The sequence below is a fragment of the Gaoshiqia hydrogeniformans genome, from assembly GCF_049347105.1.
GTDB classification, from domain to species: domain Bacteria; phylum Bacteroidota; class Bacteroidia; order Bacteroidales; family Prolixibacteraceae; genus Gaoshiqia; species Gaoshiqia hydrogeniformans.
The window spans coordinates 5,577,102-5,598,145 of record NZ_CP186334.1 but is presented as its reverse complement, the minus strand read 5'-3'; the positions used below and the strand labels follow the sequence as shown (position 1 = coordinate 5,598,145).

The window sequence follows — 21,044 nt, the reverse complement described above, 5'->3', positions numbered from 1 at the left end:
CGAACAGAAATGAAAAGAATAATATTTGGATTAATTTTTACGGTTACACTGGGCATTTTCATGTCATGCAGCGATTTCCTGGATGAAGAACCCAGAAGTGAAATGAGTACTGACCAGTATTTCTCGGCTCCGGCTCATGCAACCAGCGCTGTGAACGCTCTGTACCGGACAGGCGCTCCTTCTTTCTACGCCAACGGTGGCGTTTATATGCCTCAAACAGCGTCGCATGGCGGTTACCTTTCCGGTTTCTTCGATAACGAATATAAAGGACAGGAAGTGATTGCCGACTACAGCCAGAAATTATCAATCACCAGCAAGAATATCGCCGGATCGATGGATGGCGTATGGGATGGCGCTTACGGAGCAATTTCAAGGGCAAATACTGCGATTAAATACATTCCTTCAACCCCTGATTTAACTGATTCGCAGAGAAACTCGCTGATGGCAGAGGCCAAATTTTTTAGGGCATTCAACTATTTTTATCTGGTGAAATTCTTTGGGAATGTACCCTTTATTCTGGAACCCTATGAATCGCTGAGCGATTTGTATGTAGCCCGTGAATCGGCTTCGGTCGTGTATGCACAGATTATTACAGACCTGAAAGATGCCATTACCGGATTACCTGATGTTGCATTCACCAGCAACGGACATCGCATCACCAAAAATACGGCTGAAACGGTTTTAGCTCATGTCTATTTGGTTATGAGCGGTTATCCGGTTTTGGCCGATAATTATGCCGATGCAGCTACTGCCGCCAGAAACGTGATTACCCGGGGAAAACATTCCCTGCTGACCCATACCGATCATTTACTTGGGAGCGCGTACAACCAGATTCGTACACAGGACAACAATGCGGAATACATTTATACCTACGAGTTTGAATCGAGTATTGCTACGAACAATGGACGGGTACAGACCAGCTTGCCGAATGTGGCTTCGACTTGGGGCGTACTGAAGTATTCCATTACCAACAATGCCTATCGCCCGGTTAAGCAGTATATGAATGTGTACGATAAAACCAAAGACCTGCGTGCTCAGCATCAGCAGTTTTTCCAGTATTCCTATACTTACGAAAAAGATGGCCAGCAGGTCACCCAGGTATTTGCCGACGATAAAACGCCGGGTGCATGGGTGTGGTACGACGAAGATGCGGCGCTAAATACCGGCCAGTGCGGGAAAGATTTTACCATTTACCGCTATGCCGAACTTTTGCTGATTGCAGCCGAAGCCATTGCCCAGTCTGAAGGGGTGACAACCGAAGCGATTAAATACCTGACCGACGTGCGTGTGAGAGCTTATACCACAACGCCGCGCGCTGAAATTGAAACTTCACTGGGCGGTTTGTCTAAAGATGCCTTCATTCAGCAGGTTTGGATCGAAAGGATGCGGGAACTGGTGTATGATTTCCGTACCTGGGAAGATATTCAGCGTACCCGGAAATATCCGGTTACCAGCGATGCTAACCCGGGAGTGGTTACATTTGTTGATGTGGTTGGCGCTACAAATCCCTGGGGACAAACATTCCAGGAGAAACATTTGGTATGGCCGATCTCGGATAACGAGATGCAACGGAATCCGTCGCTGGTTCAGAATCCAAACTATGAATAATCCTAAACCAATTAGATAATCCGAAAGCCCGGGAGTACTTAAACTTTCGGGCTTTTTCCGTTTTTATTAATGAAAGTAAAAGGATGAATGGCGACTTTTCAGGTGGACATTATCTGAAAATTTTCCTTAATGTGTGAGTTTTCCTCCTGTTGGTTGTATATAAACAAAGGTATAAACGATCTTTCCGATGCGGTGTGCAAACAATTTTTTGAAGCTGCTAAAGGAATTTAACAGATGAAGGAAAAACAGAACTTTGTGTATATTGGGCCTTCCTTTCAGGGAAGGAAATTCATCGTCAGTGGAAGGATTTTGTGTTTTTAATTTCCTGTTAATAAACCTGATATTGTATTAAATTAACCTATATCGACGAACAACCATGAGTAGAAAATTAAACTTCCTATTTGCATTTCTTTTATCTATTTCCTTTCAAGCTGTCCGGGCGCAACAGTTTAAGCCTGTCGATTACGTGAACACGCTGATGGGCACCGATTCTGAATTTAAGCTGTCGAACGGGAACACGTACCCGGCGATTGCTTTGCCCTGGGGCATGAACTTCTGGACGCCGCAAACCGCAAAAATGGGCGACGGTTGGGTGTACGCCTATGGTGCCAATAAAATCCAGGGCTTCAAACAGACCCACCAGCCCAGCCCGTGGATCAACGATTACGGCCAGTTCTCGCTGTTTCCAGGTACCGGCGATCTGAAGATCAAGGGAGAAGACCGCGCCAGCTGGTTTTCGCACAAGGCCGAAACAGCCAGGCCGCATTATTATAAAGTCTATCTGGCTGATTATGATGTCGTCACCGAAATCACCCCGACCGAACGGGCGGCCATCTTTCGCTTCACCTTCCCCGATAACGAACAATCGTGGGTGCTGGTGGACGCGTTCGACCGGGGCTCCTATGTGAAACTCATCCCTTCAGAAAACAAAATCATTGGATACACCACCCGTAACAGCGGTGGTGTGCCCGAGAACTTCAAAAATTATTTTGTGGTTGTTTTCGACAAACCCTTTGTCAACAGCGAAGTTTGGAGTTCCGGCGAAGTCGTTTCGGGTAAAACGGAACTGCAGGACAACCACGTGGGCGCCGCCATTCAGTTTAAAACAAAAAAGGGCGAAAAAATCCATGCCCGCGTAGCTTCCTCATTTATTAGTTACGAACAGGCCGAACGCAACCTGAATGAACTGGGCGGTGATTCGTTTGATGAGGTAAAAGACAAAGGTGAAGCGATCTGGAATGAAGAACTTTCGCGCATCACGGTTGAAGGCGGAACCGACGACCAGATCAAAACGTTTTATTCCTGTCTGTACCGGGTATTGTTATTTCCACGCAAGTTTTACGAGTTCGACGAAAAAGGTCAGGTGGTACATTACAGTCCGTATAACGGACAGGTACTGCCCGGCTATATGTTTACCGACAACGGTTTTTGGGACACCTTCCGCGCCGTGTTTCCGTTTTTCAACCTGATGTACCCTTCGCTAAATGAAAAGATCCAGGAGGGCCTGGCCAATACATACAAAGAAAGCGGATGGCTCCCGGAGTGGGCCAGCCCCGGTCACCGCGACTGCATGATCGGTTCCAACTCGGCCACCATTGTTGCCGACGCTTACCTGAAAGGCCTGCGCGGCTACGACATTGAGACCTTGTGGGATGCTGTGGTGAAAAACTCGGAAAACGCAGGACCGCTGCATTCGGTGGGCCGCTTTGGTGTTGATTATTACAATAAACTGGGATATGTGCCTTATAACGTCGGGGTTAATGAAAATGTAGCCCGTACGCTCGAATATGCCTTTGCCGATTATTGCGTTTACCAGCTCGGAAAAACGCTCGGGAAGCCCGAGAGCGAGATCAGTATTTTTGCCAAACGGGCCATGAATTACAAAAATGTGTTCGACCAGGAAAGCAAACTCATGCGCGGTCGTAACGAAGACGGCACTTTTCAGTCTCCTTTCAGCCCGTTTAAGTGGGGCGATGCTTTTACCGAAGGAAACAGCTGGCACTATACCTGGTCGGTTTTCCACGATGTGCAGGGCCTGATTGACCTGATGGGTGGTAAAAAGGAATTTGTGACGATGCTGGATTCGGTTTTTATCGTGCCGCCGGTTTTTGATGAATCGTATTACGGGCAGGTGATCCACGAAATTCGCGAGATGCAGATCATGAACATGGGCAACTACGCCCACGGCAACCAGCCTATCCAGCATATGATTTACCTGTACAACTATGCCGGCCAGCCGTGGAAAACGCAATACTGGCTGCGCGAAGTGATGAACCGGCTGTATACGCCTCTGGCCGACGGCTACTGTGGCGACGAGGATAACGGGCAGACCTCGGCCTGGTATGTATTCACGGCAATGGGTTTTTACCCGGTGGCTCCGGCAACCGACGAGTATGTAATCGGCGCGCCGCTGTTTCAGAAAATCACCGTGAAACTCGAAAACGGCAAAACCATCGAAATCAGCGCGCCTAAAAACAATGCCGCGAACCGCTTTGTACACGACGTGAAACTGAACGGGAAAACCTGGAGCAAAAACTATTTCAAATACCCCGAACTGATGAAAGGCGCTAAAATTAACTTCAACATGAGCGACCAGCCAAACAAAAACCGGGGAATTAGTGAAAGCGATTTTCCATATTCGTTTTCAAAAGAAAATAACCGGTAATAGAACTTTTTTTCAGAATAAAATGTCCGCCAGAGATTTGCTACTCCTTACCAAGTCTCTGGCGGAAATCTTTAACCCGCCATCCATTTGGTTTCTCTTTCCGAATTTTATCAGCCCTTTTTTGATCGGTTCATTTTTTTCTGAAACCAGATCAATTATATTTGTATGTCCAGACATACGACCGTAAAATAAAACCTGGATCATAAACTTATAGACGATGAATGTAAAAAAAATTGCCATTGGCGTTGATGTTGGCGGGAGCCACGTGAGCAGCGCCGCTTTCGATCTGGAAACACAAAACTACCTGAAAGATACCTTTGCCGAAAATGATCTGGATAACCATGCCGGGGCAGAGGTTATTATTGAATCGTGGGGAAAAACAATCCAAAAGACGATTGATCTGGTTGGAGTTGAGCAGGTGGCCGGGATTGGTTTTGCTATGCCCGGGCCATTCGACTATGAAAAAGGAATCCCGCTTTTTAAAGGCGAAAACAATAAGTATGAAAATATTTACGGGCTGGATGTACCAAAAGCCCTGCGTGAATACCTGGAGCTGCCTGCCGGTCTTCCGGTCCGTTTTATCAACGATGCAACAGCCTTTGCGATCGGCGAAGATTGGGTAGGCAAGGCCAAAGGCTCATCGCGCTCTTTGTCTGTCACGCTTGGGACAGGTTTTGGCTCGGCCTTTCTGAAAGACAGTTTGCCGGTAACGGCCGGCGACGAGGTGCCCGATCAGGGATGCGTTTGGCATTTACCTTTCGGGAAGGGTATTGCCGACGATTATTTTTCAACCCGCGGTTTGGTGGCGCGGTACCTGGAAGCCACCGGAAAGACGGTAACCGGCGCCAAAGAGGTGGCTGTGGCTGCCGCCGGTGAACCCGAAGCCCAGGCGATTTTCGACGACTTCGGCAGGAAACTGGTGGAGTTGCTTCAGCCCTGGTTTGTAAAGTTTAACGTGGAGGCGCTGGTGATCGGCGGAAATATTTCCAACGCCTTTCCGCTGTTTCAGCCGGCCTTGAACGAGGCCTTGCAGAAAGAAGGTCTGGACATTAAAGTCGAACTGTCGGCGCTTAAAGAAACTGCTGCTATTATCGGCAGCGCCCGTTTGATCGAAACCGGCTTTTGGGAGCGGGTGGCGCCTTGTCTGGCAAACATGTAGCCGGATTACGTTGATTGTTTATTCATTTATAATCCGTTTGAGTATGCGTATTCCCGTTTTAATGTTTCTGTTGATCTTCTTTTTTTCGGCTTGTCAGCCGGGAAAGAAATCCGGCTTAACACCAGAGTTGGCCCAAAAAATAAAAGAAAACGAATCGATCGCCTTTACAAAACTAAAAGCCGTTGAGGTGATTAAAACCGGCTTTAATGCAGGTGACGGCTATCGCGAAGTGTGGATCCGCGACTACAACACGTTCATCGAATTGGCCGCCGAAGTGTACGATGCCGCTGAACTGAAGGAAAACCTGCTCGTATTTTTTCGCATGCAGGAAAAAGACGGAAATATCATTGACGGGTTTACGCCCCGTCAGGATACGGTAATCCGGTATGATTTTACCTATTCGGAACTGGCGCCGGAATATGCTGGGCATAAAAACACGGTAGAAACCGACCAGGAAAGCTCGCTGGTGCAGGCGGTTTGCAAATACATCAAATGTACCGGCGACCAAGCCGTTTTGGATGAAAAAATTGACGGTGTTGCCGTTGCAGAGCGCCTGGAACAGGCGATGGTTTTTTTGATCAACCACCGCTATGCTTCTCAATACGGTTTGTTATGGGGAGCCACCACCGCTGATTGGGGCGATGTTCAGCCCGAACACGACTGGGGGGTCGACCTGGATGAGAACACCCACCGCGCCATCGATATTTATGATAATGCCATGTTTATTATTGCGCTGGATAACCTGATGGAAATGCTTCCCTATGCAAAAACCAAATGGGCTCCGGTGCGAAATGCTGTTTTCGAAAATACGCGCAAACACTTATGGGATGAGAAACAGCAGAAGTTCAGGCCGCACATTTATTTGGAAGGTTCGCCTTTCCCCGACGATTTTAACGAAGATGAAATTTATTATTTTGGAGGCACCGCCATCGCGATAGAAGCAGGCCTGCTTTCGAAACCTGAAATTAAAGCCTCGCTGGACGAAATGATCCGGCGGGTTGAACTGGCCGGTGCGGCATCCATCGGGCTGACGCTTTATCCTCCCTATCCCGAAGGTTTCTTCAAAAACAAAGGCATGTACCCTTACGGCTATCAAAATGGCGGCGACTGGACCTGGTTCGGAGGCCGCATGATTCAGCAACTGGTAAAAAACGGTTTTGTTGAAGAAGCGTACACGCAACTTTTGCCGATGACCGAACGGGTGATGCAAAATGACGGCTTTTACGAGTGGTATTCCATCAACAATGAACCCCGGGGGTCAGGGACCTTCAGGGGAGAGGCCGGTGTTTTGTATGTGGCCATTCAACTGTTGGAAGAAGCGGTTGGAAAGAAATAATCACAAATAACCGGGAATTTTTGTTTGGATTAAATCCTGAAAATCTCCTATATTTGCCTACCAGAACAGAACAGACAAAACCAGCTATTATGAAAAACCTATTTCTGATTTTTGCCTTTATGGCAACCATGAGCTTTCAGGCACTAGCTCAATACGAATTCCCTTTTCAAAATCCTGATTTACCCTTGAACCAACGGGTGGAAGACTTGGTTTCTCGCTTAACCGTTCAGGAGAAAATCGATCAGTTATTATATGAATCGCCGGCCATTGAACGTTTTGGCGTCCCCAAATACAATTGGTGGAACGAATGTTTGCACGGGGTGGCGCGTGCCGGTTATGCCACGGTTTTCCCGCAATCCATTTCAATTGCCGCGTCTTGGAATGCCGGGCTGGTCAACCGGGTTGCGTCGGTAATTTCGGACGAAGCGCGGGCCAAACATCACGAATTTGTTCGTCGCGGGGAGCGGGGAATTTATCAGGGACTGACTTTCTGGTCGCCGAATATTAATATTTTCAGAGATCCGAGATGGGGCCGCGGACATGAGACCTATGGAGAAGATCCTTTTCTCACCGGCCAGTTGGGAAAAGAATTTGTGCTGGGTTTGCAGGGCGGCGATTCGGATTACCTGAAAGTGGTTGCTACAGCCAAACATTACGCGGTACATTCGGGGCCCGAACCGCTTCGGCACGAGTTTGACGTTGACGTCAGCGAACGCGATCTGCACGAAACCTACCTGCCTGCTTTTCGCACGCTGGTGGTCGATGGCGGCGCGTATTCGGTGATGGGAGCCTATAACCGCTTTCGGGGCGAAGCCGCCTGCGCCAGCACCGCATTGTTTGATATCCTGCGAAATCAATGGGCTTTTGACGGTTACGTGGTGTCCGACTGCGGGGCCATTGCCGATATCTGGAAATACCACAAGATTGTACCCGATGCTGCATCGGCGGCTGCACTGGCCGTAAAACAAGGTTGCGACCTGAACTGCGGAAGCGCCTACAAGGCCTTGGGCGAAGCTGTTGAAAAAGGCTTAATTACCGAACAGGAAATTGACGTGGCGGTAAAGCGCTTGTTCACGGCCCGTTTTAAACTGGGGATGTTCGATCCGGTTGAACGGGTCGCCTATGCACAGATTCCGTACTCGGTGAATAATAGTCCGGCCCACGATAAACTGGCTCGCGAAGCAGCCCGCGAGAGTATTGTTCTGCTAAAAAACACCGGCCAAATCCTGCCGCTTTCAAAAGAGTTAAAAAGCATTGCCGTGATCGGGCCAAATGCCGATGACGTGCAGTCGCTTTGGGGAAATTACAACGGCATTCCGTTCAATCCGGTAACCGTGCTGCAAGGTATCAAAAACAAACTGGAACCACAGGTTAACGTGCTGTATGCCCAGGGAACCGATTTGGCAGAAGGCATTCCGGCTATGAAAACAATTCCGTCGGTTTATCTCGAAACAAAAGAAGGAGAACAAGGAATTTACGGCGAATATTTTGCCAATGATCAGCTGCAAGGTGAACCGTTATATACCCAGGTTGACGACCGGATCGACTTTGTGTGGGATATGGGCACCCCCGATCCGCGCCTGGAAACAGGAAGTTTCAGCATTCGCTGGACCGGTTACATCAGCGCGCCCAAAACCGGGACTTACTATTTAAGCGACTGGGGAAAGCCATTCATGAAAATTATAATCGATGGTAAGCTGGCAACCGGCGGAAATCATGAGCACCATGCCAATATCATGCCGGTGAAAGTGGAGATGAAAGCCGGGGAGCGTTACCACATCGAAGTGCAATACAAAAATTATTACGGCGATGCCACAGCCTGCCTGCTATGGGCTGTTCCGCAGGAAAATATGCTTGGTCAGGCTGTTGAAACCGCAAAAAATGCCGATGCGGTGGTGTTGGTTTTGGGACTGAATGAGCGGTTGGAGGGCGAGGAAATGAAAATCGAACTGGAAGGTTTTTCCAGCGGCGACCGGACCAGCCTCGACTTGCCCAAAAACCAGCTTGAACTGATGCAGGCAGTGGTCGCTACCGGTAAACCGGTTGTACTGGTTTTGATCAACGGAAGCGCCCTTTCGGTAAACTGGGCGGCCGAACAGGTGCCGGCGATCCTCACTGCCGGTTATCCGGGGCAGCAAGGCGGAAATGCCATTGCCGATGTGTTGTTTGGCGATTATAACCCGGGCGGACGTCTTCCGGTAACCTACTACAAATCGGTTGAGCAGTTGCCTGACTTCGAAAACTATGACATGGAGGGTCGCACCTACCGCTATTTTCGGCAAGAGCCGTTATATCCGTTTGGTTTCGGCTTAAGCTATACCACCTTTGCCTATTCAAACCTGAAAATCCCTTCAAAGGTGAATGCGGGAGAGCCGGTTACCGTTTCGGTTGATGTAACGAACACCGGCGACCGCGACGGCGACGAGGTGATTCAGCTCTATCTGAGCGATGAAAAAGCAACCACGCCCCGTCCCATAAGGCAGTTGGAAGGTTTTGAGCGTATTCATCTGAAAAAAGGAGAAACCAAGACGGTGAGCTTTACTTTGCAACCGCGCCAGTTGTCTATGATTGACAAAAAAGAGCAACGGGTGATTGAACCCGGATGGTTTACCATTGCCGTCGGCGGCAAACAACCTGGCTTTTCGGGGCGAACCGACGCCGAAACAACCGGAACGGTATCCGGACGTTTCCTCGTTTCAGGAAAAACCACCGCGATAAAATAAAGCGCATTCTTGTTTGCTTTCCTTCCCGGAATGTTTAATTTGCACGATTGTTTCCTTAGTCGTGTAAGATGAACATTCATGCAGATTATAATGCAGAACAAATCAGAAACGGGAGTAAATCTGAATTTGAAAAGATTTATTCCGGTTTTTTTGATGTGTTGTACGCATTGGGTTTTCAATATACCGCTGATCAGTCTGTTGCAGAAAGTATTGTTCAGGATGCTTTTCTGAAATTGTGGGAAGTCCGCGAAAGCCTTGTTCCGGGGACGAATGTCAAAAATTTCTTATATACGGTCACCAAAAATTTGTGTCTGAACCACCTGAGAAATCAGAAAACTATCTGGAAACACCTGAACCAGGTGAGGCATGACGAATATGATTATGCCATTGAATCGTTAAGCCGCCTGGGTGAGTCTTATCTCGAATTTGAAGAGTTGCGGACGAAAGCGGATCAGTCCATTGAAAATCTGCCCGAAGAACTGAAAATAGTTTTCAAAATGAGTCGGTTCGAGGATTTGAAGTACCGCGAAATTGCTGAACGGCTGCATATCAGCGAGAAAACCGTTGAGGCCCGGATGACGAAGGCGCTCAAGCTTTTGAGAGCCGGACTGAAAGAATATTTAGCCCTGTTTTATTGGGTGACGCATCATTTTATAGAAAAAAATTGATTTTTGAATAGGGTATGCCCGGGTTTTGGTGTTTACTGGTAAAAATGATATCAGATGAACCACCAAACTTTCTTAAAAATGCTTCTTGGACAGGTATCCGAACAGGAGAAGGAAGTATTTTTTGAAGAATTAAATCATAACCAGGCAGACCGGCAGGAATACATTCGCCTGAAAAAACTTTGGGATGTACAACAGATCAGCGAAGGGAAAAAATTGTCGGAGCAAAGAAAAGCCGAGTTATTCCAGGAGTTTTGGCATTCAGTTCAACCGGAATCAAAAACAAAATCCAAAAAATTGCACCCAGGCTGGTATAAGTATGCTGCCATTTTGATCGTGGCCCTGGTCAGCGGATTCTTTTTAAATGAACTATACAAACCTGCTCCAGCCGGAACCTGCAAACAATTTTATTCGGAACAGGGAAGTATTTCCCGTGTAACCCTGGACGATGGTTCCGTGATCTGGCTCAATTCGGGCACCACGCTGTCGTTAACTGAGAAGAAAGGCGAAGTTCTGGCCAGCCTGGAGGGCGAAGCCTTTTTCGATATCAAACACGACGAACGGCGGGTTTTTATTGTCAACATCAACAACATCAAGATACGTGATCTGGGAACACGCTTTAATGTGTCGGCTTATCCGGATGACGAAGTGAGCCGGACCACCTTACTCGAAGGTGCCATTGCTGTATTGGATGAGCATGACCGGGAAATCCGGTCACTGGAGGTAAATCAAACGTTCAGTTACCGGAAACCGGATTCTTCGTATCAGCTTGAAAAGATTGATCCGGGTCTGGTTACTGCCTGGACCGAGAATAAATTTGTTTTTATCGACAAACCATTAGCAGAGATTTGTAAGGAGATTGAGAAGTGGTACGGCGTTTCCGTTGTCATTAACGATGAGGCTTTAAGGGAGGTGAAATACACGAGCGTCATCCGCCGTACAACCACAGTGAAACAACTGCTGGACATGTTAAAACTGACAACAGAGCTTAATTACACGATTGATGATCAGGAAGAAAAGGGAACGACCATCTATCTGAACAAATAAAAAAGTGCACCGGGCAGGGTGCACTTCAGGTTAAATTTTAAAAAACTGTCTGGTAAACAGTTAAATGTTGAACTTAACACACAAATGTATGAAAAAAAATCACTTGGTCTCGGGCCGGAACCGGTATCGATTCCAAAAAATTGTACGAATTATGAAACTAACGCTTAGTTTGTTACTCGTCTCAATCATTTCAATGGCGACGGGTGCCTATAGCCAAACCGCCAGGATTAACCTGAAGGTGAGTGAGTCAACCATTATTGAGATTTTCAGGCAAATTGAAGAAACCAGCAATGTGGGATTCTTTTTCAAGAATGATCAATTGGACCTGACCAGAAAATACACGGTAAATTTTGAGAACAGCACGGTTGAAGACATTCTGGATACCTTGTTGGGCGATGGCTACAGCTACCGCTATATTGGTAAAAACGTGGTCATTACGGCCAACGATCCATCCGTAAACCCATCCAGTCTTCAGCAACAACAAAAGCGGACAGTGAACGGAAAGGTAACCAACACGCAGGGGGAGCCGATTCCCGGGGTGACGGTGATTGTAAAAGGGACTACCATCGGCACCATCACCGACTTTGACGGGAGCTTTTCGGTTGCCAATGTTTCGGGTGACGAAACCCTTGTTTTTTCGTTTGTGGGAATGAGGAGCCAGGAGGTTCCGGTTGACAACAGGAGTAATTTTCAGGTTGTACTTGAGGAAGAAACCATTGGCGTGGGCGAAGTGATTGTGACTGCCCTGGGCGTACGCCGGGAAGAAAAAGCGCTGGGATACGCCGTTCAGAAAGTAGCGGGTGAAAGCCTGGCAACCGTGAAAGGAGTGGATATGGGAACTTCGCTTACCGGGAAAGTAGCCGGTTTGCTGGTGAAAAACAGCTCTGAATTTACAGCGGCCCCCGAAATCCAGCTTCGCGGCGAAACCCCCTTGCTGGTTATCGACGGGGTGCCGTACGAATACATGACCTTGAGAGATGTTCCTTCGGATGATATCGAAAACATCAGCGTGCTGAAAGGCGCTACTGCTTCTGCGCTTTATGGTTTCAAAGGACAGGGTGGGGCCATTATGGTCACAACAAAAAAAGGGAGTGGTAAAAAAGGCTTAAGCGTATCGGTAAACAGCGGTACCATGTTTACCGCGGGCTATTTGGCGATCCCTGAAACCCAATCTACCTTCGGACGCGTGGTCAATACGGCAACCAATCAATATGTCGGATCGGGCGATGGCGCCTGGGGGCCGCCGATGGAAGGGCAACAGGTGATCCAGTGGGACCCGGTTTCAAAAACCTATCAATCCATGCCTTATCTGCCAATCGGAAAAAACAACTTTGAGAACTTCGTGGAACAGGGCTACATTCTGAACAACAACATTAGCGTGGTGCAACAGGGAGAATACGGGAGCCTTCGCTCATCGGCCACCTGGGTTCGCAATAAAGGAAATTATCCCAATTCGATGTTCGACAAGATTACCTATAGCCTCGGCGGCGATATGAAACTAAATAAATTCACCTTGTCGTCTACCCTGTCGTACAATAAACAAACCTCGCCCAATGTAGGTTTTAGCGGCTACACCGGTTACGACCCGATGTATAACATCCTGGTTTGGGCTGCGCCCGATTACGACATCCGGCAATATAAAGATTACTGGCTGGTGAAAAACGAATCGCAAAACAGCAGTTTCACCTCCATCAACAACAACCCCTACTTCGATCGTCATGAACGCATTCACAGCGTCGACCGGGACATCTTTAACGGAACAGTTGCCCTGACTTACGATTTTACCCCCTGGTTAAAAGCCACTTTCCGTTCAGGATTTGATACCTACAGCGATCGCCAGGTTGTCCGGGTTTCGATGGGATCTTTCCAGGGGGGAGGCACCTCTACGGTTATCAAAAACGGGACACAAATCTGGGGCGAGTCTAAAAAAGGTTCGTATAACACGGGTATTGGCCGCGGTTACAGTATCAATAACGACTTTATCCTGTCGGGCGACCGGAAATTTGGCGATTTTACCCTGGATGCCTTGTTTGGAGGGACCATGAATTACATTCAGGACGAAGGCATTGAAGCCAGGACACAAGCCGGTCTCTCTATTCCGGGATATTATTCGCTGAAAGCGTCGGTGAACCCGGTGGCAGTCAGTTCACGGATATATAAACGCCAGGTGAACAGTTTGTTTGGCCGTTTGTCGCTGTCGTGGAACAATATGGTTTTTGTGGAAGGGACTTTACGAAACGACTGGAGTTCGACCCTGGCAAAATCAGAACGATCATACCTGTACCCCTCGGTGGCAACGAGTTTTATTGTAAGCGAACTGCTGCCTGAAACCGATTGGCTTTCGCTCTGGAAAGTGCGCGGGTCGTGGACTACGGCGAGAAAACCTTCAGATATCTATGAAATTAATTCGGTGTATTCCATAACCAACAATGCCTGGGGAAATATGAGCTCGGCGGCCTATCCGTCTACCATCCGGGGGACCGATGTTCACGCCGAAGGTTCCGAAACCTATGAAATCGGGACTATTGTCAGTGTTCTGCAAAACCGGGCATCAGTCGATTTTGCCTATTATAATCACCGGATATACGACAAGATTGTATCGGCGCCGATCAGCCCGGCATCCGGGTTCTATTCAAATTACATCAATACGGATGAAGAAATTACCCGCCGCGGGGTGGAATTAACGGCCAACGTAACACCGGTAAAAACGAATGACTGGAAATGGGACCTTAGCTTTAACTGGACCAAATATGCCCGGTATTACACCAAGTTAGATGATGAATTCTCGGTGGATAAACCCTGGGTGAAAGTGGGGGAACGGGCTGACCATTATATCCTGAACGATTTTCAGAAAGACCCCAATGGTCAGCTTATTCACAGCGCCGGCCTTCCTCTTTATTCCCCTTACACCTCGGTGTTTGGATATTCCGATCCCGACTGGATCTGGGGGCTGGCTACTTCATTGAGGTATAAGAATTTCACCTTTAATATGTCGGTTGACGGTCGGGTGGGAGGTTTGGCCCAAACCACAACCGAGATGTACATGTGGTTATCGGGTAACCATCCGAAATCGGTTACCAATGAGCGTTACCTGGATGCTACCCAGCCCGGAACCAGTAACTACCTGGGCGAGGGCGTAAAAGTAGTTTCGGGAGCGGCAACCTACGACACTTACGGCAATATTACGAGCGACACCCGCCAGTATGCGACAAACGATGAAAAAGTTACTTACAAGAACTACATTGCCCGGATCCATAAAGGAACAGCCTGGGGCGGTTCGCCTTCGCCACTCGACGCTTACAGTACCACTTTCTTCAAAATCCGTGAAATGTCGGTTACCTACGATGTGCCGCTGCGGATATGCAGTCTGATCCATGCAAAGGGAGCCTCGGTTTCGGCCATCGGGCAGAATGTGTTGTTGTGGGCAAAGCAATTTAAATATTCAGATCCGGATGGGGGCACGGAGAATTTCATCGATCCTGCTCAACGGTATCTTGGTGTTAACCTGAAAGTTACTTTCTAAACAGGTAAATTGCGTAAGATGCTGAAAAAAATTTTAAAACGAAATTTTCAAGGATTAGTAATTCGAAAAAAAAAGAATATGAAAAATAAAAGCAAACATATAGGACTAGTAAGTATCCTGATCTTATCGTTGCTTTTTGGCTGCAACGACTTTGAGGATATGAATACCAATCCCGATACCACTACCCAGGTAAGCGCCTCGATGCTGTGTACCAATGTGGTATTGAGGGTGGCCAAATTCGGCGGAATCGACGCCAAAGCGCTGATTTCAGAGAGTGCCTTGCCCAAGTACGTCGGTTATGCCAACGAAGGGCAGATGGATGCGCAGTACAATAAAATCGGGAGCGTTGGTTTTGATGCCCTGCTTGCCCTGCCGAATATTGAAAAGATGGTGGAATATGCCATGGGCGACAATACGGAAAACTCGTACCGGGGAGTGGCCAAATTTGCACGGGCTTACCTGTTTTACCGTCTGACGATGCAGGTGGGCGACATCCCTTACAGCGAAGCCGGAAAAGGCTCAGGTGATCTGTATAAACCGGCTTACGATAGCCAGGAAAGCGTATTGATCGGTATTCTGGATGAACTGAAAGAAGCCGAGCAGTATTTCGCCAACGGCATTACCTTTACCGGCGATCCGACTCCGTATAACGGCAATCCCGACAAATGGCGCAGGGCAACCAATGCCCTGGCCCTGAAGGTGCTGATGACCTTAAGCGCCAAAGAAAATGTTACTTCGTTAAACGTGAAAACACGTTTTGCACAGATTGTTAGCGGCGGTTATCTGCTGGAAGCCGGCACCGGATTTTTCGGCTTGAATTATTCGTCGTTAAACAGGCAGCCTTTATACAGCACCAGCCCGCTGTTTACCGGCAGAACGATTCCATCTTCGTTACTGGTCGATTCGTTAAAAAGCTTAAACGACCGGCGTCTGTATTATTTTGCCGAGCCATCGGCTGCTGAAATTGCCGCCGGGAAAAGCGCATCCGAACCGGCTGCCTACGTGGGCGTTGACGTTGAAATGGATTATGCCATGATGAACGCCAATCACAGCGCCAATGTGTATTCGCTGATCAACCTCCGCTACCAGCAGGAAGAAGCGAACGAACCGCGCAGGTTGCTGACCTATGCCGAGCAGCAGCTCATTTTAGCAGAGGCCCGCATCCGCGGATGGATTACTGCCGGCACGGCGCAGGAGTATTATGAATCGGGCGTGAAATCAGCTTTGGCCGCCATGATGAGCATCCCGGCCGGTTATGCGCACGGCAATGCGATCGATCAAAACTATATCGACAGCTATTTTACAGGTAACGCCGCGTTTAAGTCAACCTCCGAAGAGCAACTCAAACAAATCTGGATGCAACGGTATATCCTCAACTTTATGCAGGATCCTTATACTGCCTATTTCGATTACCGGCGGACCGGTTACCCTGTATTCCCCATCAATCCCTTAACCAGCCTGAACGAAAATAACAAAAATGCGCTTCCGGTGCGCTGGCTGTATCCCGGCTCGGAAACCAGTTACAACCGCGAGAACCTCGAAGAGGCGCTGAATCGGCAGTATGATGGGTACGACGAGATCAATAAACTGATGTGGCTGCTTAAATAAGGTTTAAACTGATTTCAAAAGGGTGTGGATTGATCCGGAACAACCAGCAGTTTCCGATCAATCTACACACCCTTCTGCATCTAAAATACATGACATGAAAAAATTCCTGTTATTTTCATTGACACTGATCTGGTGTTTACATCCCGGCAGTCTGCTTGCTGAACAAACCGGCTGTGGCATCCCTGCTGAACCTTTGCCGGAAAGCCACGCGGTTCCCGGAACGGCTGATGACCGGAAAAAACCGGCGACAGAATCCGTGGAGTTTGATCGGGATAAAAACCGAAAGTTGGTTTGGAGCGATGAATTTGATTACGACGGTTTGCCCGACAGCGTCAAATGGGACTACCAGGTTGGCGGGCACGGGTGGGGGAACAACGAACTGCAATACTACACCAGGGCCGATTCCAACAATGTAAACGTAAAAAACGGACAGTTGGAACTGATCGCCCGGGCTCAACCGTACGACACAAAAAACTATACCTCGGTCCGGCTGGTCACCAGACATAAAGGCGACTGGAAGTACGGTCGGGTAGAAGTCCGGGCTCAACTGCCGCAGGGGCGCGGATTATGGCCTGCCATCTGGATGCTTCCAACTGAAAACAACTATGGCGGCTGGCCAAAAAGCGGCGAAATAGACATCATGGAACATGTGGGTTATAACCCGGACTCGGTATTCTTCACGGTGCATACGGAACATTTCAACCACATGATTGGCACACAAAAAGGAAAATCGGCTTATTTGGCCGAAATGTACGATGCTTTTCATGTATATGCCATTGACTGGGATGAGCATCAAATCGACTTTTTTGTCGACGGCAATTTTCAGCATACCTTTAAAAACAGCGGAAAGGGTCCGGGCGACTGGCCTTTTGATCAGGCTTTTTATTTGCTGTTAAATGTAGCTGTTGGCGGCAATTGGGGCGGTAAACACGGGGTCGACGACCAGGTTTTTCCGGCCGCGATGCTCATCGACTATGTGCGGGTATTTCAATAAACTGTAGGTTAGGATCAGATAAGAGTAAGGTTTTGTTTGAATGTGGTTAAGCTCCCTGAATTTCAGGGAGCTTTTTTCGTTGAGGATCATTTAAACGAACTCCGGGAGATTTTGATTTTTATATTTGAGCAATTATTTCGTTATTTTACCCCCCGAAATCCTAACCCATGTCAGACTTTGAACAAATATTCCGCAAGTACCATCGCCCGCTGTTTTTGTATGCCCGGAAATTTGTGTCCGACGAAGCCGCAGCGCTCGACCTGGTGCAGGATGTGTTTGCTTTGGTTTGGGAGAAGAAAAAAGCCCTTTTGGATGAAGAACACCTGAAGGCCTACTTGTTTAGCTCGGTGCGAAACGCCTGTTTAAACCATTTGAAGCACCAAAAAGTGGTACAGAAACACCAGGACAGCCGGCATGCGTGGTAAAACAGTGTCGGGTATTGTTCTTTCACTCTTTTCAGCCAGGTATAAGGCCGGTTGATGCTCGTTTTGTAACGCTTGTACCGTTTCCGGGCCCAACTGTTAATAAAACGGACGAATTTGTGCCACCCGTTTCGGTTCAAGATGTGCCGGCTGTTTCAGTCCAAATTACACCGACACCTTGCCGGCTCACCTCTTCCTCCGACTCCCATTAGGCTGATAGTCTGTAAGTATTCGCTGACCCCCCGTGCTTTAAATCATTTTGCCGGTCTCTACATTCGTGGCTTGATTTTAAAGATATCGACATGTTAAACGAGAAAAAGTTCCGGGCTATCTACGATGATTTCCTGGCGTCGGGTTTGACCACCCGTGACTATTGCGCCAACCAGCAAATGAACGAAGCCAAGTTTTATTACTGGCAGAACAAACTCAGAGGACAGCTTCCCCCTAAAAGAGGGTTTGTACCGATGGTTTTTGGGAACGGACAAGAAGCATCACGGTGCCCGTCCCCGGGCGGATACACATTACCAAAGTTCGCCACTATTTCCCATTGTTTAACGAACCGCCGTATACGTGCCTGATATTTGAATGTCCGGTGGACATTTGAATCGAAAGGGAGGAGCGAAGCTCGCGTACGTACGGTGGTGTAAGAGGCTCTCCCCGTCAGTATTCACTGGCGGGGCAGTCTACTCGAATGCCAACTGGGCTTTATCTAAATAATTTTAAATAATTATCAAACACATATACTCTACTTCTTTGTCCACCAGTCTTTTCTTTCAATATTTTAAGTTTCTCTAAATCAGAAATCAATTTGTAAGATGATGGCATAGAAATCGAAGCAATCTCACTAACCTTGTCCGCTGTAATCAGCGGACGTTTATACAAGTAGTCTATTACTTTTTTTGCTTTTAAAACTCTACTGCCTAATGATTGGATGTCAATATCAATTTGCTTTTGAAGTTGTAGTATATTGTCAAAAGTGATAATTCCATTTTTAGCAGTTTCAATCACTCCTACAAGAAAGAATTTATACCATTGTCCTAAATCATTTTTTTCTCTTACGATTGTTAAATTATCATAGTATAACTGCCTGTTTCGCTCAAAAAAATCAGACAAATACAATACTGGTTTTTGTAATATTCCTTTGCTTACCAAATAAAGCGGAATTATTAATCGTCCTACTCTACCATTTCCATCAAGGAAAGGGTGAATTGTCTCAAATTGGTAATGAACCAGTCCTATTTTAAGCATTTCAGGTATATGAAATTCTTCGTTATGAATAAATTTCTCAATATCACTCATTAGGTCGGGTACAGAGCTGTGAACTGGAGGTATAAATACAGCATCATTTATTGTTGCTCCACCAATCCAGTTTTGACTAATCCGAAATTCACCAGGTTGTTTTTTTTCTCCTCGCACACCTTGAAGCAATACACGATGAGTTTCTCTTATTAATCGTGATGAAAAAGGCAGTTTATCAAGATGCTCAATAGCCCATTCCATTGCTTTTATGTAGTTCTGAACTTCTTCCCAATCATCTCGTTTATCTAATGGCAAGTCTTCTTTCGCTAAAAGGGCTTCATCTATATTTGTCTGAGTTCCTTCAATTTTACTGCTCTGTGTCGCTTCCTTCAACACATGCATACTGATAAACAATTCGATATTGGGAATATATTTTGAACACATGTCCAATCGCCCTAATTCTCTATCAGCTTGGCTTAACAATTGCAATATTTCCATGTTATCGACTTGCAATTGCCTATTAATAAACTCTGGTTGAAAGCTTTTATAATAACCTTGACTAATATATTGACCAGATTTAAACTGTCTCATGGTAAAATTTTAAATAAAGATAACTCTTATTTAATTATTTGTAAAATTTCTTAAATAAGAAATCTTATTATTTAAAAATTAAGTCTGTTTCCTTCATGCAGGATGTTTCTCAGCCTTGTTGGCACTTGTTGTAAGCTCTGGAAAAAGTTTAAGAATACAAATAAACTTTACATAGCGGCAAAACAACAAGTGTGTATTTTTCCGGAGGGTGTAAGTCCCTTATACGCCGGGGTAACGCCCGGAAGTATTAGCAAGTGACAAGGTGGTTGCCGGTGACGGCAGCAGTGAAGGTTATTTGCGATTGATTAAAGAGCAAATACCACGGCAAAATCCGGTACTGACGAACAGTGAATGGAGTGCAGTTTTACGATAGTAAAACCAAATGTCCGGTGGATATTTGACGGAATGAAAAGCGGAAGCGGTGTGATATGAGGCTATGAAACGAGGATAAGCAAACACATCATTGTAACGTCCGAAGAATATCAAAATCGTTTTGTAGTAGATGCTGCAGGAATTGGAGGAAGGGAAAAGCTTTTACCAGGGGATACCTTGGCAGCCACGGGTTTGGTTAAGCCAAGGAGTCAGCAGAGGCCATATTAGTTGTTGGTAACGAGCCGATGAATGAAGCGGAGGTCTCACAAAGCAATGAAGGGCTGAACGTTGAACAGTTGCAAATACCGAACGGAGTATCAAACAGCCGCCGGCAAGCGCAACAGAAAAGAGAAAGGGGAACAAGAGTTGGACTATTTTGGAAAGTAAGAAAATGTATGCAAACCATTGACGCTATTTTGAGTGCCGGAAACCTTACAGAAGCGAGCCGTGAGGTGATCCGCAACAAAGGGGCATCCGGAGTGGATGCCATGAGCGTAAAAGAGCTGAGACCGTATCTGGATAAACACAGGGACGAACTAACAGCACTGATACGCCAAGGCGAATACAGCCCGCAACCCATACGGGGCAAGGAAATACCGAAGGGCAACAACAAGAAACGACTGCTGGGAATCCCCACGGTTGTCGACCGGATGCTGCAACAGGCGGTAGTGCGCATTATTATGCCCCAATACGAGTATATGTTTTCGGGTTACAGCTATGGTTTTCGGCCAGGTCGCAACACCCATCAGGCCATACAGAAATCGTTGGGCTATATCAACTCAGGGCATCAACACATTGTTGATATTGATCTGAAGGGGTTCTTCGACGAAGTAGATCATTGTTTGCTGCTGCAAATACTTTATCGCAAGATAAAATGCAGGGCAACCATGCGCCTGATCCGCCGTTGGTTGCGGGTGCCGGTTTTGCTGGACGGAAAACTGGCCAAACGGCGCAAAGGCGTACCACAAGGAAGTCCGCTAAGCCCTTTACTATCCAACTGGTTGTTGAAGATTGGCTATTCCGGAAGCTACCACCCAGTAATCCGGCGTATACCACCCAGGTTGAGTAACTAAATCGAAGAACTTATTTGAC

At 47.2% G+C, this 21,044-nt stretch carries 14 protein-coding genes; 13 read left to right on the top strand and 1 reads right to left on the bottom strand.

What is annotated here, in order from left to right; genetic code table 11:
- The first annotated feature begins 9 nt into the window (after positions 1-9).
- The 12 genes from ACOIT5_RS22285 (at position 10) to tnpA (ending at position 18,328) form a co-directional block, all read left to right on the top strand.
- The gene (locus tag ACOIT5_RS22285) at positions 10-1,608 is read left to right on the top strand and encodes a RagB/SusD family nutrient uptake outer membrane protein (protein WP_423128362.1); all 1,599 of its coding nucleotides are present in this window, start codon (positions 10-12) and stop codon (positions 1,606-1,608) included.
- 376 nt (positions 1,609-1,984) lie between these two features.
- The gene (locus tag ACOIT5_RS22280) at positions 1,985-4,273 is read left to right on the top strand and encodes a GH92 family glycosyl hydrolase (protein ID WP_423128361.1); all 2,289 of its coding nucleotides are present in this window, start codon (positions 1,985-1,987) and stop codon (positions 4,271-4,273) included.
- A 217-nt stretch (positions 4,274-4,490) separates the two neighbouring features.
- Positions 4,491-5,432, top strand: a complete 942-nt coding sequence (locus ACOIT5_RS22275) for an ROK family protein (RefSeq protein ID WP_423128360.1) — start codon at positions 4,491-4,493, stop codon at positions 5,430-5,432.
- 43 nt (positions 5,433-5,475) lie between these two features.
- Positions 5,476-6,768, top strand: coding sequence for a GH36-type glycosyl hydrolase domain-containing protein (locus ACOIT5_RS22270; RefSeq protein ID WP_423128359.1), 1,293 nt, complete (start codon positions 5,476-5,478; stop codon positions 6,766-6,768).
- Positions 6,769-6,857: 89 nt separating this feature from the next.
- Positions 6,858-9,491, top strand: a complete 2,634-nt coding sequence (locus ACOIT5_RS22265; protein ID WP_423128358.1) for a glycoside hydrolase family 3 C-terminal domain-containing protein — start codon at positions 6,858-6,860, stop codon at positions 9,489-9,491.
- A gap of 68 nt (positions 9,492-9,559) precedes the next feature.
- A complete protein-coding gene (locus ACOIT5_RS22260; RefSeq protein WP_423128357.1) occupies positions 9,560-10,159 on the top strand; it encodes an RNA polymerase sigma-70 factor in 600 nt (199 codons plus the stop codon).
- Positions 10,160-10,213: 54 nt separating this feature from the next.
- Complete coding sequence (locus ACOIT5_RS22255; protein WP_423128356.1) at positions 10,214-11,203, top strand: FecR family protein; 990 nt, start codon at positions 10,214-10,216, stop codon at positions 11,201-11,203.
- A 151-nt stretch (positions 11,204-11,354) separates the two neighbouring features.
- Positions 11,355-14,726 (top strand): SusC/RagA family TonB-linked outer membrane protein, encoded by a 3,372-nt coding sequence (locus ACOIT5_RS22250; RefSeq protein ID WP_423128355.1) that lies wholly within the window; start codon positions 11,355-11,357, stop codon positions 14,724-14,726.
- A gap of 78 nt (positions 14,727-14,804) precedes the next feature.
- Positions 14,805-16,334, top strand: coding sequence for a SusD/RagB family nutrient-binding outer membrane lipoprotein (locus ACOIT5_RS22245; RefSeq protein WP_423128354.1), 1,530 nt, complete (start codon positions 14,805-14,807; stop codon positions 16,332-16,334).
- Between the two features lie 94 nt (positions 16,335-16,428).
- The gene (locus ACOIT5_RS22240) at positions 16,429-17,328 is read left to right on the top strand and encodes a glycoside hydrolase family 16 protein (protein WP_423128353.1); all 900 of its coding nucleotides are present in this window, start codon (positions 16,429-16,431) and stop codon (positions 17,326-17,328) included.
- Between the two features lie 167 nt (positions 17,329-17,495).
- Entirely contained in the window at positions 17,496-17,753 is a 258-nt protein-coding gene (locus tag ACOIT5_RS22235) for a sigma-70 family RNA polymerase sigma factor (RefSeq protein ID WP_423128352.1), read from the top strand.
- Between the two features lie 299 nt (positions 17,754-18,052).
- Complete coding sequence (tnpA, locus tag ACOIT5_RS22230; RefSeq protein ID WP_423128351.1) at positions 18,053-18,328, top strand: IS66 family insertion sequence element accessory protein TnpA; 276 nt, start codon at positions 18,053-18,055, stop codon at positions 18,326-18,328.
- A gap of 127 nt (positions 18,329-18,455) precedes the next feature.
- Here the strand turns inward: tnpA and ACOIT5_RS22225 are convergent, their stop codons facing one another.
- Positions 18,456-19,580, bottom strand: a complete 1,125-nt coding sequence (locus ACOIT5_RS22225) for a Fic family protein (protein WP_423128350.1) — start codon at positions 19,578-19,580, stop codon at positions 18,456-18,458.
- A gap of 767 nt (positions 19,581-20,347) precedes the next feature.
- Here ACOIT5_RS22225 and ACOIT5_RS22220 point away from each other — a divergent pair.
- Positions 20,348-21,025, top strand: a complete 678-nt coding sequence (locus tag ACOIT5_RS22220; protein ID WP_423128349.1) for a reverse transcriptase domain-containing protein — start codon at positions 20,348-20,350, stop codon at positions 21,023-21,025.
- Positions 21,026-21,044 lie beyond the last annotated feature (19 nt).

What these genes read in the sequence shown, in the direction of transcription:
- ACOIT5_RS22225 (WP_423128350.1), bottom strand. Translation starts at nt 19,580, where the DNA reads ATGAGACAGTTTAAATCTGGTCAATATATTAGTCAAGGTTATTATAAA.
- ACOIT5_RS22265 (WP_423128358.1), top strand. Translation starts at nt 6,858, where the DNA reads ATGAAAAACCTATTTCTGATTTTTGCCTTTATGGCAACCATGAGCTTT.
- ACOIT5_RS22285 (WP_423128362.1), top strand. Translation starts at nt 10, where the DNA reads ATGAAAAGAATAATATTTGGATTAATTTTTACGGTTACACTGGGCATT.
- ACOIT5_RS22275 (WP_423128360.1), top strand. Translation starts at nt 4,491, where the DNA reads ATGAATGTAAAAAAAATTGCCATTGGCGTTGATGTTGGCGGGAGCCAC.
- ACOIT5_RS22240 (WP_423128353.1), top strand. Translation starts at nt 16,429, where the DNA reads ATGAAAAAATTCCTGTTATTTTCATTGACACTGATCTGGTGTTTACAT.
- ACOIT5_RS22250 (WP_423128355.1), top strand. Translation starts at nt 11,355, where the DNA reads ATGAAACTAACGCTTAGTTTGTTACTCGTCTCAATCATTTCAATGGCG.
- tnpA (WP_423128351.1), top strand. Translation starts at nt 18,053, where the DNA reads ATGTTAAACGAGAAAAAGTTCCGGGCTATCTACGATGATTTCCTGGCG.
- ACOIT5_RS22235 (WP_423128352.1), top strand. Translation starts at nt 17,496, where the DNA reads ATGTCAGACTTTGAACAAATATTCCGCAAGTACCATCGCCCGCTGTTT.
- ACOIT5_RS22280 (WP_423128361.1), top strand. Translation starts at nt 1,985, where the DNA reads ATGAGTAGAAAATTAAACTTCCTATTTGCATTTCTTTTATCTATTTCC.
- ACOIT5_RS22245 (WP_423128354.1), top strand. Translation starts at nt 14,805, where the DNA reads ATGAAAAATAAAAGCAAACATATAGGACTAGTAAGTATCCTGATCTTA.
- ACOIT5_RS22255 (WP_423128356.1), top strand. Translation starts at nt 10,214, where the DNA reads ATGAACCACCAAACTTTCTTAAAAATGCTTCTTGGACAGGTATCCGAA.
- ACOIT5_RS22220 (WP_423128349.1), top strand. Translation starts at nt 20,348, where the DNA reads ATGCAAACCATTGACGCTATTTTGAGTGCCGGAAACCTTACAGAAGCG.
- ACOIT5_RS22270 (WP_423128359.1), top strand. Translation starts at nt 5,476, where the DNA reads ATGCGTATTCCCGTTTTAATGTTTCTGTTGATCTTCTTTTTTTCGGCT.
- ACOIT5_RS22260 (WP_423128357.1), top strand. Translation starts at nt 9,560, where the DNA reads ATGAACATTCATGCAGATTATAATGCAGAACAAATCAGAAACGGGAGT.